This is a genomic window from Nocardia sp. A7, from assembly GCF_046549215.1.
In the GTDB taxonomy this organism is placed as follows: domain Bacteria; phylum Actinomycetota; class Actinomycetes; order Mycobacteriales; family Mycobacteriaceae; genus Nocardia.
Genome location: NZ_JAJPWE010000009.1, coordinates 13291 through 25976, shown reverse-complemented (window position 1 = coordinate 25976; position 12686 = coordinate 13291). Strand labels below are relative to the sequence as shown.

The window sequence follows — 12686 nt, the reverse complement described above, 5'->3', positions numbered from 1 at the left end:
GCGCGCCACCAGCACCCGGGTCAGGCTTGCGTCAGGATGAAGTCAGCGGCCTGTTCGCCGATGAAGATGGCGGGGGCGTTGGTGTGGCCGCGGATGATCAGCGGCATAACCGAGGCGTCGGCGACGCGCAGCCCTTGGACGCCGCGGACCAACAGATCGGGGGTGACGACGCTCGCGGCGTCGGTACCCATCCGGCAGGTGCCGATCGGGTGGTACAGGGTGTGCGAGAACTGTTCGATGGTCAGCGTGATGGCTGCCTCGAGATCATCGGGTGCCGCGGGCGGGTAGATCAGCGCGCCGAGGGCACTCTTGAGCGCGGGCTGCTCGGCGAGCCCGGCACACACCCGCAGCCCGGCGGCCAGCGTGGCTCGGTCGGCGCCGTCGGGATCGGACAGATACCGCGGATCGATCACCGGCTTGGCCGTCGGATCGGCCGAGGCCAGGCTGATCTTGCCGCGACTGCGCGGACGAAGCAGGATCGCGCCGAGCACCACACCGTGCTCTTCTGCCTCGACGAGACCCTCGTGGTAGAACGGCGCCGGTGCGTAGATCAGTTCCAGATCGGGGTGCTCGAGGTCGGGCTCGCTGCGCACGAAACCGTATGCCTCACCGACATTGGAGGTGAGCATGCCGCGGTGCCGGACCAGGTAGTTGATCAGCTCGAGTGGCTTCTCCGCGGTGAACAGCGAGTCCGATTCCACGCTGTAGCCGAGCGCCGCGATGAGGTGGTCCTGCAGGTTCGCGCCGACCTCGGGGGAGTGGGCGACCAGGTCGATGCCGTGTTGCTTCAGCTCCTCCTGATCGCCGATGCCCGAAAGCTGCAGCAGCTGCGGACTGTTCACCGCGCCACCGCACAGGACGACCTCACGATTCGCGGTCACCGTGTGGGTCTGGTCGCCTTTGCGGTACTCGACGCCGATCGCCTTGGTTCCCTCGAACAACACGCGGGTGGCGAGCGAGGACGCCAGCACGGTCAGGTTCGACCGCTTCATCGCCGGCCGCAGGTACCCGTCGGCGGTGCTCCAGCGCCTGCCGTCGCGCTGGGTCACCATGGTCTGCGTAAAGCCTTCGGGCGCAGGCCGATTCGCCGATTCCAGATCATGGCCGGCCTGGCGCGCCGCCTCGAGGAACGCGTGCGTGGACGCGCGCGGGCTGCGCTGGCGCTGCACGTACTGCGGCCCCTTCGACCCTTCGTCGGGGAACTGCGCGTCCTGGACGTTCTCGATCTTGCGGAACTGCTCCACCGCGGCCGCGAAATTCCACTTCTCGCCCGCCAGCAGCCCCCATTCCTCGTAGTCGGCGCGGAAACCACGCACCCACATCATCGCGTTCATCGACGACGAGCCACCGAAGGTCTTGCCGCGCGGCCAGTAGATCTGCCGGTCGCCGAGCTGGGCCTGCGGTTCGGTCAGATAGTCCCAATCACACTCGCTGCGAAACAGTTTCGAGAACGCGGCCGGAATATGGGCGAACTTGTCGTCGTCGGCCGGGCCTGCCTCCAACACTACGACCGTGGTGCTCGGGTCGGCACTGAGCCGATTCGCGAGCACCGCCCCCGCGGACCCGGAGCCGACGATCACGTAATCCGCGGACGTCCCACCTGCTTGCACTGTCCAACTCCGATCTGCACTGCGTCTGTCGTTCGGCGCGCCTGCTCACGGGCGTGAAAAGGCCGCGAGCGCAGCCGGACTCGTCGTCGGGCGTGACGCTGCAAGCAGAGTACTGACAGCAAGGGCGCGGTGGGTCGTGGCCGGTTCAGCCCGCCGCCGCGGCTTTACCCGCGCGGCGGCCGTAGAAGCTGCCGTCGCCGAGCGAGGCCCCGCTGACGTAGCCGTACGCGCACAGCCCCGACGTGCAGCGCCCGGCGGCGAACAGTCCCTCGATCGGCTCACCGCTGACGTGCAGCACCCGCGAATCCAGGTCGGTGCGCAGCCCGCCGAGGGTGAACCCGGCGGTGAGCCCACGCAGGTCGAAGCAGGCGAGCGATCCCTTGATCGGGCGCACCCACTCGGGTTTCTTGCCCAGCAGCGGGTCGGTGCAGTGCTCGGCGTGCTGGTTGTAGGTGGCCACCGTGGTCTGCAGTGTCTGTGCGGGCAGCCCCATTTCGGCCTCGAGCTCGGCGACCGTCTCGGCGACCCACTTGGGCTGGAAGCGGAAGAACGGGGTGGCGCTCTCGGTCGCCAGTGCCTCCTCGAGCGAGGTCTCGTCGATGATCAGGAACGCCTGGTTGTCGTTCTGCAACAGGGTTGCCTGACCGATCCGGCCGGGGTAGGTGTCCTCGGTGACGAAGCGCTGACCACGGCCGTTGACGAGGATGCCGCGCGCCATCATCTGCGGATCACCGAAGATGGCCACCTCGCTGGCATCCATGTGCGCGAGCTCGGCGCCGATCGCCTGGGCCAGGCGGATGCCGATGCCGTCGTGTTCCTCGATGGCAGCGCCGGGCCTGCCGCTCAGGCGCGGGGTGTAGCGGTCGATCATCTCGGTGTCGTAGGCGAAACTGCCGGTCGCCAGGACGACGCCGCGCGCGGCCCGCACGGTGACGGGCTTGCCGTAGGTGGTCGCCAGCACGCCGACCACGCGGTCGGCGTCGTCGACGACGAGTCGACGGATGCGGGTGTCGTACTCGACGTCGATGTCGAGCCCGGCGACGGTGTCGGCCAGCGGCTTCATCAGCATGTAGCCACCGCTGCGCTCACCGATCTTCTTGCCCGCCAGCTCAGGAACGTGGCCGCGCGGAGCGGGTTCGGCGATCTCGAGGAATGGCGCGGAGTTCTCGCCACCGGAGTACATCAGGCCCTCGTCGTGCGGGGGCTCCCAGCCGGGCTCACCCCAGAACGACTCCTTGAACGGCACACCGCAGTCGACGAGCCAGTTGTAGTGCTCGACACTGCCCGCGCAGTAGTCGTTGATCTTCGCCTCGTCGACGCCGGGCCCGAGCGCCGCGGTGAGGAACGTCGCCATGTTCTCGGGGGTGTCGTCGAATCCGAGCGCCTTCTGCAGCGGTGTGCCGCCGCCGAGGTAGACGAAGCCGCCCGCCAGCGCCGCCGCGCCGCCCCATCCGCCGGTCCGTTCCAGGATGAGCACCTTCGCACCGGCCCGCGCGGCTTCGATCGACGCGCACACACCGGCGATGCCGAAACCGGCCACCACCACATCGGTCTCGAAATCCCACTGTGTCACCTCGCTCGCGCGCAGCGGGCGGACGGTGTCGATCCGATATGGCTGTTCGCTCACGGGTTCCTCCGGTGCTCGGGGTGCGGGCGCGACCGCCCGTCACAGGAATGGTGCCGCCAACCGCCCGACAAAACAAGAACGTGTTACAGAATGTCCCGCCCAGCGGGACGCTTGCGCACCCATCGGGCTCCGGTACGGTGGCGATCGACGGCGACACAGACGAGATCTGGTGGTGAAGTGATGAGCGAAAATATTCGAGACATTGCGGTGCAGACCCTGACGGGCGAAGACACCACACTGGGCGAGCTGGCGGGTGAGCGGGCCGTGCTACTGGTCAACGTCGCCTCCAAATGCGGCCTGACCCCGCAGTACGGCGCCCTGGTCGAGCTGCAGAAGACCTACGGCGAGCGCGGTTTCACCGTGATCGGCTTCCCGAGCAACCAGTTCATGGGTCAGGAGCCGGGCACCGCCGAGGAGATCCAGGAATTCTGCTCGGTCACCTACGGCGTGGATTTCCCACTGCTCGCCAAGGCCGATGTCAACGGTGACGGCCGGCACCCGCTCTACGCCGCGCTGGTCGAGACGGCCGATGCCGAAGGCGCCGCAGGCGATGTCCAGTGGAATTTCGAGAAGTTCCTCGTCGGTCGTGACGGCACGGTCGCGGGCCGGTTCCGCCCCCGCACGACCCCCGATGCCCCCGAGGTCGTGCAGGCGATCGAAGCCCAGCTCTGAGCTATTGAGCGTTCGCCGACAGCGCGTACTGCGCGGCAGGCTGTCGGCGATCGATGACCTCGCGATGGCACGCTCAGCGGCGGATCCGGTGCACGGCAACCGCGGCCGAGGCGGCGGCGACGAGTGCCGTCATGGCGCAGAGCAGATGGACGACCGCCACCGGCTCGGCGGTCGTTCCCGCGGTTTCGAAGTACACCGATCCGATGCTCGCGATCCCGACCACCGTTCCCAGCTGCACACTGGTGACGAGAATCCCGCTGGCATCGGCAGCGAGCGTCACCGGGACCGTGGCCAGCGCCCGCGTCATCAACGGGCTGAACGCCAGCCCGTTACCGAGACCGAACAACCCGAACGCGATCGACGCCGCAGGTCCGATGCCCGCGCCGTCGCCGAGCAACCAGGCGAGCCAACCCAGCGTGGCGGCACTCACCACCAGCCCGAACGGAATCATCCTCGCGTGCAGGTGGGCCGGAACGCGCTGCCAACACAACCCCGCCAGCGCGAAGGTGACACCCATCGGCAAGAACTGCACGCCCGCCCGCAGCGCGCTGTAGCCGAGTCCGCTCTGCAGGTGGATCGCGCTCACGAACAGCCACCCACCGAAGGTCCCCATCACCAGGAACAGGGTCGCGGCAGTGGCGAGCAGACCGGGCGCTGCGAGTACTCGCGGCGCGAACAGTGGATCACGACCACGCCCGGCGACCACGCGCTCGACCCGCACGAACACTGCGAGACCGAGCAAGCCCGCGCCGAGGCACCACCACGACCACAGCGGGAATCCGAGTTCGCGCCCGAGCACCAGCGGCACGACCAGCAGCAGCACGGTGGCCGTGAGCGTCACCAAGCCCAGCCCGTCGACGGTCCGGTCCGTGCGCGCGACGGTGACCGGGAGCACCCGCGGTGCCAGCACCAGCAGTGCGAGCCCGATCGGTACATTCACCAGAAACACCGCCCGCCAACCACTGCCGCCCAGGTCCGCGTCGACGATCAGCCCGCCGAGAATCTGGCCCGCGAGCAGGCCGCCCGAAACGATCGCCGCATAGACGCTCAGCGCCCTGGCTCGCGCCGCTCCGGCGAAGGTGCGTTGGATCAGCGTCATCACCTGCGGCGCCAGCGCGGCCGCCCCGATACCCTGACCGAAGCGGAACACGATGAGCGACATCTCGTTCCACGCCAGCCCGCAGGCGAGCGAGGTCAGCGTGAACACCGCCAGACCCACGATGAACGTGCGCCGCTGCGTGAACCGGTCACCCAGGCGCGCACCACCGATCAGCAGAACCGCGTACGCGATCACATAGCCTGCGACGATCAATTGCAGTGCGGCCCCGCCCGTATCGAGGTTCGCACGAATGGAGGGGATGGCGACATTGACGATGGACCCGTCGAGCACGGTCATGAACTGGCCGGTCAGGATCACGACGAGCACAGCGATCGAACGCCTGCCCGACACCACATCGGGCACAGGGGCTTTGAGTATCTGGATCATGCTCTGATCGTGGGATCAGCGGGCATGGCGGGAACAGGAGCCCATCGATACGAGTACTCCAGGTACCCGTATCGGCGGTCGCGCGATGGCGGTGACGGAATAGGTTGTCTGCCAACGTAACCGATGCTCTAGGCTGGATTCGTCCCGTCGATTCGAAGCCCGAAAGGCCCCCGATGTCGCAATCCTCCGCCGCCTACCCCAGTGCTGTGCCGGTCGGGGTCGACACCACCCGTGCGAGTATCGCGCGGGTCTACGATGCCGCGCTCAACGGCAAGGACAACTTCGAAATAGACCGCGAGGTGCTCGCCCAGGTCCGCACGGTCGCCCCGCAGGTCAACGACCTGGCCTGGGCCAACCGCGATTTCCTCATCCGCACCTGCCGCTTCCTGGCCAGGATGGGCATCGATCAGTTCCTCGACCTCGGATCGGGCCTGCCCACCGCGGAGAACACCCACCAGGTGGTGCAGCGGGTGAACCCCCAGTCCAAGGTGGTCTACGTCGACAACGACCCGTCGGTCCTCGTGCACGGGCAGGCGCTGCTGGCCAGCAACAGCCGCACCCGCATCGCCGAAGCCGACATCTTCCGCCCCCTCGAAGTCCTCGGCGATGCCACGGTGCGCCGCGAGCTCGACTTCACCCGCCCGCTGGCCCTGTTCCACATCGGCACCTTGCACCACTACCTCGGCGACGACGGCCCCGCGCTGATGCAGACCTACATCGACGCACTGCCCTCGGGTTCGTTCGTGGCGATCGCCCACTTCCACGACCCGCAAACCCCCGAATACAGCGAGCTCGCCCAGAAGATGGAAGAGAAGTTCATCCACAGCCCGATGGGCAGTGGTCGCTTCCGCACGCGCGACGAGATCCAGGCCATGTTCGGCAATCTCGACATGGTCGAACCCGGCCTGGTCCGCTGCGACGACTGGTGGCCCGACGGCCCCCACCTCACTCCGCTCTCCGACGTACGCAACTGCATCGTCGGCGGCGTCGGCCGCAAACCCTGATCGTCGCGCCGGTTCACCCGACTCGACGAAAGAATTCAGTGCCGTGCGTTCTCCGCGTCGTCGTCGCGTACGAGGATCGCCGCTTCCGGCCAGCGGGCGGTGATCGCCGCGGAATCGCGCGCGTAGGGCCGATAGAGCGCGGCCGAGGCCACCGCATTGGCGAGGGTGAGCACCACGGTGACGGCGAGGAGCGCGCCTTCCAGGCCGATGGCGTCACCCAGCAGGCCGACGATCAGCGCGTAGCCCGCGTAGGCCAGGGCTTCGACGGTCGACACCGATACCGCGAAGGCAAGGCCGCGCAGCGGTGGCGGCACCACCGCCATGATCAGCGGACGGTTCACCACCGGCACCTGGCCCTGCAGCAAGCCGAGTAGACCGAACAGTGCCACGTACATGCCGATGGATTGCCAGCCGATCTGGGTGGCGAGGAAGGCGACGCAGGCGAAACCGAACTGGCTGATCTGCAGCATGGCCACCCGGCCGGTGCTGGGGTGCAACCGGTGGACCAGATCGTTGACGCGGCCGCCCGCGAAGGTGCCGGTCATGTACCCGATCGCGAACGGCAAGGCGATCACCGACGCGGTGGCGGTGCTGAGACCACGTTCCTCGACGAGGAACACGGTGCCGAAGCTCATGATCACGTTCTGCCCGGAGAACAGTCGCTGCACCAGGATGTAGCGGAACGTCCGCACCGCGAGCAGGGTCCGCAGCGATGCGCGCAGCCCGCGCGCCTTGTCCTCGATCTGCTCGAGGGTGGGCACGTCTACTTCTTGCTTGTGCCCGGCGGTCGGGTCGTCGAGGAAGGCCATGATCAGCACGCCGATCACGACGCACACGCCGCCGGAGATGTAGAAGCCATAGCGCCAGCCGTCCTCGATGCCGGACAGTTGCCCGACCAGCGGTGCGGAGATGCCGCTGATCAGAGCCACACCGCCGTAGAGCATTCCGGTGGCCCGCCCGCGTTGGCTGTCGTGATAGATGTCGCCCATGATCGACAACGCGATCGGGCCCGCTCCGGCGAATCCGGCGGCGGCGATGGCGTAGAGCACGACGAACTGCCCGAAGCTGCCTGCCGCGCCCGCGGCGATCGACCACACACCCCAGAAGCCCGCGCACACCGCCAGCACGGTCTTGCGCGGGTACCGCTGGGCCAGCATGACCCACGGGATCCCTGCGACGACGCCGACCGCTTTGCCGACGGCGACGATGGTGCCCAGCGCCGAGGTCGACAGTCCGAGCGATTCGCGCATGAGCGGGAAGAGCACGCTCGTCACATTGGCCTCGGCATTGTCCATCGCCGAGGAAGCGGTGAGCAGGGCGAGATTCTTGCCGCGCCGCCGACGGGCGCCCGGCGCGACGAAATCCTGTGTGGTCATGGGGATGTCCTTCTCGATGAATCTGCTGCGCGTGTCACACGGCGGGAGGGGCCGGCACGGATAGGCAGCAAGTCGCAGTGAATATTACTGGATCACTCATCCATAATCAGACGTTATGTCCAAAAACATTCGATGGATTGTCGTTGACCAGCGCGGCGGCGATCTGTGCGTACAGCGGGACCAGCGGGGTGGGCGGTACCGACGGTGAGAGCACCTGCGCGCCGTAGTGCACGACGACGAGCTCCCGTCCGGGCGAGACGAACAGGTGCTGGCCGTGGATGCCACCACGGACTCGGGGAACACCTGCCGATCGCCGAGTGCTCCGCCGCAACGCAGGATCTCGCCCAGGCGCGCGGCGTCCATCGCGGTGGCGGCGAAACCGCCGCAGGCCATTTCGTTTCCCGCCGTGTCGAGGACGTAGTAGCCGTCCTCGGCCGCGCCGATCCGGCGCAGCACTTCGGCCACGACCTCCACATTGGCGTTGTCGTAGCGGAACTCGGTATCGAAGGGCCCGGTGGCGCGGGTGGTGGTCAGGTGCTCGAGGATGTTCTGTGCGCCGGTGTAACCGGACGGGCGCAATCCGGGCGCGACCACCGCCCAGAACCGATGTGCCTCCAGGACACGGTCGTAGGGGCGACCATCGAAGCTCACGTGCGTGGTCATGTGCAGAAGTTCGTGCAGCCGATCCGAGGCCGGTGCCTGCCAGTTCCCGTCATCGAAATCTCCTGTCAGAGTTGTCTGCTCAGACGAGCAGCAGCAGCGCGGAGCACGCCGTCGCGGCGATACCCGCACAGATCGCCACCGCCGACGCCGTGGGCAACGGCGCCGGGTCGGTGGCGTCGAATCGATAGCAGCGATGCCGCCCACGTGCGGCCACCACGACGGCAGCCAGGGTGACGACCGAGAAGGCGAGGGCGAGGCGCGTGGGCCAGCTGCCGATCGGTACCGCCGCACGCAGGAGAAGTACCGACACCACGGTCGCGGCCAGCGCGGTGCGGCGCCATGCCAGCACAGTGCGTTCGGATTGCAGGCCGGCCGGCGTGCTCATGTCGCGAGCAGCGCGACCGAGAGTACGGCCGCGAGGCACACTCCGGTCAAGGTCGCAGTCACCAGCGGGGGTCGGGGGAGTGGCGCGTCACGACGCATGGCGGCCTGCACGCGCCGCCACTGCCGAAACGCGCCGACCGCGATCAAGCAGGCCATCACCGCGCACAACGCGCCGATTGCCTTGTGTGCCACCGGATCCATTCCCGCCGAATAGAATTGGCTCACCGCGACACCCCCGGCCAGTAGGCCGAGGGCGGTGCGGATCCAGGCGAGAAAGGTGCGCTCGTTGGCCAGGGTGAAGCGGTAGTCCGGCTCCCGGTCCGTGTCGGAATCGAGCGCGCCGCTCACGACAGCAGTAGCTCGCGGGCGATGCCGTTGCGCTGGATCTCCGAGGATCCGGTCAGGATGCGGAACATGCGCAGGCGCTGGAACAGTCCCTCGATCTCGCCGCCGCGCACCACGCCGGCCTTGCCGTGGATCTGCACCGCGTGATCGGCGATGGTGAACGCCTTCTCCGCGACGAACAGCTTGCACAGGAAGGCCTCGGTGCGTGGTCGGTGGCCCGCATCGAGGGCTGCCAGGGCGTCGTAGGTCATGGAGCGGGCGGCGTAGTAGTCGGCGGCCATATCGGCGAGGCGGTGCTGGATCGACTGCAGCATGCCCAGTGGTGCGCCGTTGACCTGGCGAGTTTTCGCGTACTGCACCGACAGTTGCAGTGCCCGGCGGGCGCCGCCGATCGCGGTGGGACAGTGCAGGAGTCGGTTGACCGTCACCCGGCCCAGCCCGATGCGCAGTCCCTGCCCGACCTCGCCGAGCAATTGTTCGGGCCCGACATAGCAGTCGTCGAGGATGATGTCGGCCTCGATGTGTTCGCCCGACATCGGCGTATCGCCGTCGGTTACCGAGCATCCGGGCGCGTCCAGATCGACCATGAAGGTCGAGAACGTCTCGGTCGGCGTGCCGTCGGCATCGGCCATGCGCGCCAACAGGATCGAGAAATCCGCGAACGGGCCCGCGCTGGAGAACACCTTGTGCCCGGTGAGTCGCCAGCCGTCGCCGTCCGGGGTGGCGGTGGTGCGGATGCCGCGAACATCCGACCCGGCGTCGTTCTCGGTGAGCGAGAAACAACAGGCCCGTTCGCCGCGCAGTACCGGCAGCAGGTACTTCTCCAGTTGGTGCCCGGTGGCGTACTGGAAGATCGACCCGACGCGCAGCGGCCCGCCCATGTCGCCGAGTACCGAGGTCGCGAACATCCGCGGCGAAGCGCCCACCTCTTCCTTGAGCGCGGCGAGTTCGGTGAAGGTGAGTCCCTGTCCGCCGTGTTCTGGGGGGAGATGGATTCCGTAGAAGCCCAGTTCTCGGCTGCGCTGCCAGACCGGCTGCAGCACCTCACGGCCGTAGCGGGCCTCGCGGGCAAGCCCCAATCCGGCCTCGTACTCGGCGAGTTCGCCGTCGAGGTAGTCGCGGAGTGTGCCGACGAGCTCTTGGAGGCGGGGGTTGTCGTCGTAGGTGGGGGTGAGTGTGAAAGTCATCGAATTGTCCTGTGTCAGTTGACTTGCCGATCCGCGGCGGCCCAATAGCCCGCGCGGACGAGGCGGCGATCGATCTTGCCGTTGCGGTTGACCGGCAGCGCGGCGACGAAGTCCACCGAGCGCGGCTTCTTCATCCGCGCCAGCCGAGTTGCGCAGTGGTCGATGAGTTCCTGTTCGGTCGGCGCCCGATCCGGGTGCGCCACCACCACGGCCTTGACCGCCTCGCCCCACTGTTCGTCGGGCACGCCGACCACGCAGGCCTCGACGACGCCGGAATGCTCGTAGAGGGCGGCCTCCACCTCGCTGCAGTAGATGTTGAACCCGCCCGAGATGATCATGTCCTTCTTGCGGTCGACGATGAACAGGAAACCGTCGGCGCGGAAATAGCCCACGTCGCCGGTGTGTACCCACCCGTCGCGGAAGGTCTCCGCGGACAGTTCGGGTTCGTTCCAGTACTCGCGCACACAGTCCGGGCCGCGTGCCACGATCTCGCCGATCTGTCCCGCGGGCAAGGGAACCCCGGCCTCGTCGACCACCCGGACCTCGGTGTCGAACACCGGCCTACCGCACGACATCAGCAGTTCGGGATCCGAATCGATCCCGCGCACGATGTCTTCTGCAGTGAGAATCGTTATCCCGCTGGTGGTTTCGCCGAGCCCGTAGCCCTGCATGACGATCGGGCCGAACACCTCGACCGCGTCGCGCAGCCGCTGCGGTGACACCGGTGCGCCGCCGACGCCGAGGGTTCGCATGGCAGACAGGTCGACCTCTGTGATCGCCGGATGACCCATGAGCATGTTGAGCATGGTCGGGACCACGAATGTGCTGGTGATGCGCTCGGATTCGAGGGTGCGCAGGAATATCCCGGTGTCGAAGGCAGGCAGGATCACCACCGCCGCGCCACGGGTCAGTAGCGACAGCAAGACCATGCCGGAGGCGTGGGTGATGGGGCCAGGTGCCAGGTAGCGGTCGTCGGGAGTCGGTGCGCCCGAGGGGCTCATGAGCCGCTTGCGCATATTGGCGAGCCGGTTGCCGTGGGTCTGGACCGCCGCCTTGAGTCGACCGGTGGAACCGGACGTGTAATTGAGCACCGCGGGAGCATCGGCGTCGACATCGACGGAAATCGGCTCCTCGATCCCGGTGTCGAGGAGCGCACGGTAGGTGTGGTGTCCGGCCTGGTTCTCGTAGTCGACCACCACGCAGTCGGTGCCCGCCGCCTCGACCGCGGTGAGTGCCGCCCCGGCGTGCGCGGTATCGACGAACAGCACCCGCACTCCCGCATCGCGCAGGATGTGCGCCAGCTCCTCGCCGCCGAGGCGCGCGTTGACCGGCACCCGGATGAAACCGCCCTTGGACAGCGCCATTTCGGTGACAACGAGTTCCCCGCAGTTCGCCGCGAACGTGCCCACGGCCTGCCCCGGCTCGATTCCGCGGCGCAGCAGCGCCGAGGCCAGCCGGTTGGCCTCGGATTCGAGCTGCCGGTAGGTCCAACGCGCCGGTCCGCAGACCAGCGCTTCCCGCTCCGGCCAGTAGGTGGCGCTGCGGGTCAGATAGTCGCCCAGATTCATGAGGCTCCAAATTCGACACAATGAATGATAGTGGACAGAGTGTCTGATTACGGCCTGCATGTCAACGTCACCTATGCTCATCAGGACGGATTCCGGAGAGAGAGGGCTCCCGTGCCACCCGAAGACCGCCGTGTGCGTCGCAGCCGCCGTGCCCTGCGTGACGCCCTGATTTCGCTGATCCTCGAGCGCGGCTACGCCAATGTCACCGTCGAGGACATCACCGAGCGTGCCGACCTGGGCCGAGCCACCTTCTATACCCACTACACCGACAAGGACAACCTGCTCGACCGCATCGTCACCGACCTGACCGAGGAACTCGCCGAACGCCTGCGGGCGCTGCTGTCCACCTCGTCGGTGGGATTCACCGGCAAACCCGTCCTGGAGATGTTCCGGCACGCCGACGAGGAACGCGACGCCTACCGCGTCATCCTGCGCGGTGAAGGAGACGGCCGTGCGCTGCGACGTTTCATCGACGACCGAACCGCCGCCGCCGCAACAATTTTCGCCGCCAGGGCGCAGGCCAAGGGCGTGACACCGCAGATCGACCTCGAGGTTCTCGCCCGCGCCTGGGTCGGTGAACAGGTTGCGGTGCTGCAGTGGTGGCTGGAAGCCGACCCGCGGCCCATGACTCTGGAAGAGGTCACCGGCATGCTGCGTGACCTGTCGTTGCGTGGTCGCTACTGGGCATCGGGCTTCGAAGGCGACGTCGACTGAGATCGGCCGTTCGGCCGCGGCGTGTGCGCGGCCGGGCACATGCCGCGCCC

The 12686-nt window shown here is 67.6% G+C and carries 12 protein-coding genes; 3 read left to right on the top strand and 9 right to left on the bottom strand.

Going from position 1 to position 12686, the window contains the following annotated elements; translation table 11 throughout:
- Positions 1-20 precede the first annotated feature (20 nt).
- Together ACLJPD_RS31820 and ACLJPD_RS31815 are read right to left on the bottom strand one after the other, a co-directional pair.
- On the bottom strand, positions 21-1610 hold the full coding sequence (locus ACLJPD_RS31820; RefSeq protein ID WP_410877157.1) for a GMC family oxidoreductase: 1590 nt from the start codon (positions 1608-1610) through the stop codon (positions 21-23).
- Positions 1611-1755: 145 nt separating this feature from the next.
- Positions 1756-3237, bottom strand: a complete 1482-nt coding sequence (locus ACLJPD_RS31815) for an FAD-dependent oxidoreductase (RefSeq protein ID WP_410877156.1) — start codon at positions 3235-3237, stop codon at positions 1756-1758.
- Between the two features lie 180 nt (positions 3238-3417).
- Here ACLJPD_RS31815 and ACLJPD_RS31810 point away from each other — a divergent pair, with 180 nt between their 5' ends.
- Positions 3418-3909 carry a glutathione peroxidase gene (locus ACLJPD_RS31810; RefSeq protein ID WP_410877155.1) on the top strand — a complete coding sequence of 164 codons (492 nt, stop codon included), beginning with the start codon at positions 3418-3420 and terminating at the stop codon, positions 3907-3909.
- A 73-nt stretch (positions 3910-3982) separates the two neighbouring features.
- On the opposite strand, the gene ACLJPD_RS31805 is transcribed toward ACLJPD_RS31810, so the two are convergent.
- On the bottom strand, positions 3983-5395 hold the full coding sequence (locus ACLJPD_RS31805) for an MFS transporter (RefSeq protein WP_410877154.1): 1413 nt from the start codon (positions 5393-5395) through the stop codon (positions 3983-3985).
- Between the two features lie 173 nt (positions 5396-5568).
- On the opposite strand from ACLJPD_RS31805, the gene ACLJPD_RS31800 reads away from it, so the two are divergent.
- Positions 5569-6399 carry an SAM-dependent methyltransferase gene (locus tag ACLJPD_RS31800; protein WP_410877153.1) on the top strand — a complete coding sequence of 277 codons (831 nt, stop codon included), beginning with the start codon at positions 5569-5571 and terminating at the stop codon, positions 6397-6399.
- 35 nt (positions 6400-6434) lie between these two features.
- On the opposite strand, the gene ACLJPD_RS31795 is transcribed toward ACLJPD_RS31800, so the two are convergent.
- The 6 genes from ACLJPD_RS31795 to ACLJPD_RS31770 form a co-directional block, all read right to left on the bottom strand.
- On the bottom strand, positions 6435-7775 hold the full coding sequence (locus ACLJPD_RS31795; RefSeq protein WP_410877152.1) for an MFS transporter: 1341 nt from the start codon (positions 7773-7775) through the stop codon (positions 6435-6437).
- A 96-nt stretch (positions 7776-7871) separates the two neighbouring features.
- Positions 7872-8438 carry a hypothetical protein gene (locus ACLJPD_RS31790; protein ID WP_410877151.1) on the bottom strand — a complete coding sequence of 189 codons (567 nt, stop codon included), beginning with the start codon at positions 8436-8438 and terminating at the stop codon, positions 7872-7874.
- Positions 8439-8517: 79 nt separating this feature from the next.
- Positions 8518-8823, bottom strand: coding sequence for a DUF202 domain-containing protein (locus tag ACLJPD_RS31785; RefSeq protein WP_410877150.1), 306 nt, complete (start codon positions 8821-8823; stop codon positions 8518-8520).
- The gene (locus ACLJPD_RS31780) at positions 8820-9170 is read right to left on the bottom strand and encodes a YidH family protein (RefSeq protein ID WP_410877149.1); all 351 of its coding nucleotides are present in this window, start codon (positions 9168-9170) and stop codon (positions 8820-8822) included. Before ACLJPD_RS31780 ends, ACLJPD_RS31785 begins: the two co-directional genes overlap by 4 nt.
- Positions 9167-10354: an acyl-CoA dehydrogenase family protein gene (locus ACLJPD_RS31775; RefSeq protein WP_410877148.1), complete on the bottom strand. Its 1188-nt coding sequence runs from the start codon at positions 10352-10354 to the stop codon at positions 9167-9169. Before ACLJPD_RS31775 ends, ACLJPD_RS31780 begins: the two co-directional genes overlap by 4 nt.
- 14 nt (positions 10355-10368) lie before the next feature.
- The gene (locus ACLJPD_RS31770; protein ID WP_410877147.1) at positions 10369-11922 is read right to left on the bottom strand and encodes an acyl-CoA synthetase; all 1554 of its coding nucleotides are present in this window, start codon (positions 11920-11922) and stop codon (positions 10369-10371) included.
- A 111-nt stretch (positions 11923-12033) separates the two neighbouring features.
- On the opposite strand from ACLJPD_RS31770, the gene ACLJPD_RS31765 reads away from it, so the two are divergent.
- Positions 12034-12636 (top strand): TetR/AcrR family transcriptional regulator, encoded by a 603-nt coding sequence (locus tag ACLJPD_RS31765; protein WP_410877146.1) that lies wholly within the window; start codon positions 12034-12036, stop codon positions 12634-12636.
- Positions 12637-12686: the final 50 nt, after the last annotated feature.

What these genes read in the sequence shown, in the direction of transcription:
- ACLJPD_RS31810 (WP_410877155.1), top strand. Translation starts at nt 3,418, where the DNA reads ATGAGCGAAAATATTCGAGACATTGCGGTGCAGACCCTGACGGGCGAA.
- ACLJPD_RS31805 (WP_410877154.1), bottom strand. Translation starts at nt 5,395, where the DNA reads ATGATCCAGATACTCAAAGCCCCTGTGCCCGATGTGGTGTCGGGCAGG.
- ACLJPD_RS31800 (WP_410877153.1), top strand. Translation starts at nt 5,569, where the DNA reads ATGTCGCAATCCTCCGCCGCCTACCCCAGTGCTGTGCCGGTCGGGGTC.
- ACLJPD_RS31795 (WP_410877152.1), bottom strand. Translation starts at nt 7,775, where the DNA reads ATGACCACACAGGATTTCGTCGCGCCGGGCGCCCGTCGGCGGCGCGGC.
- ACLJPD_RS31790 (WP_410877151.1), bottom strand. Translation starts at nt 8,438, where the DNA reads ATGACCACGCACGTGAGCTTCGATGGTCGCCCCTACGACCGTGTCCTG.
- ACLJPD_RS31785 (WP_410877150.1), bottom strand. Translation starts at nt 8,823, where the DNA reads ATGAGCACGCCGGCCGGCCTGCAATCCGAACGCACTGTGCTGGCATGG.
- ACLJPD_RS31775 (WP_410877148.1), bottom strand. Translation starts at nt 10,354, where the DNA reads ATGACTTTCACACTCACCCCCACCTACGACGACAACCCCCGCCTCCAA.
- ACLJPD_RS31770 (WP_410877147.1), bottom strand. Translation starts at nt 11,922, where the DNA reads ATGAATCTGGGCGACTATCTGACCCGCAGCGCCACCTACTGGCCGGAG.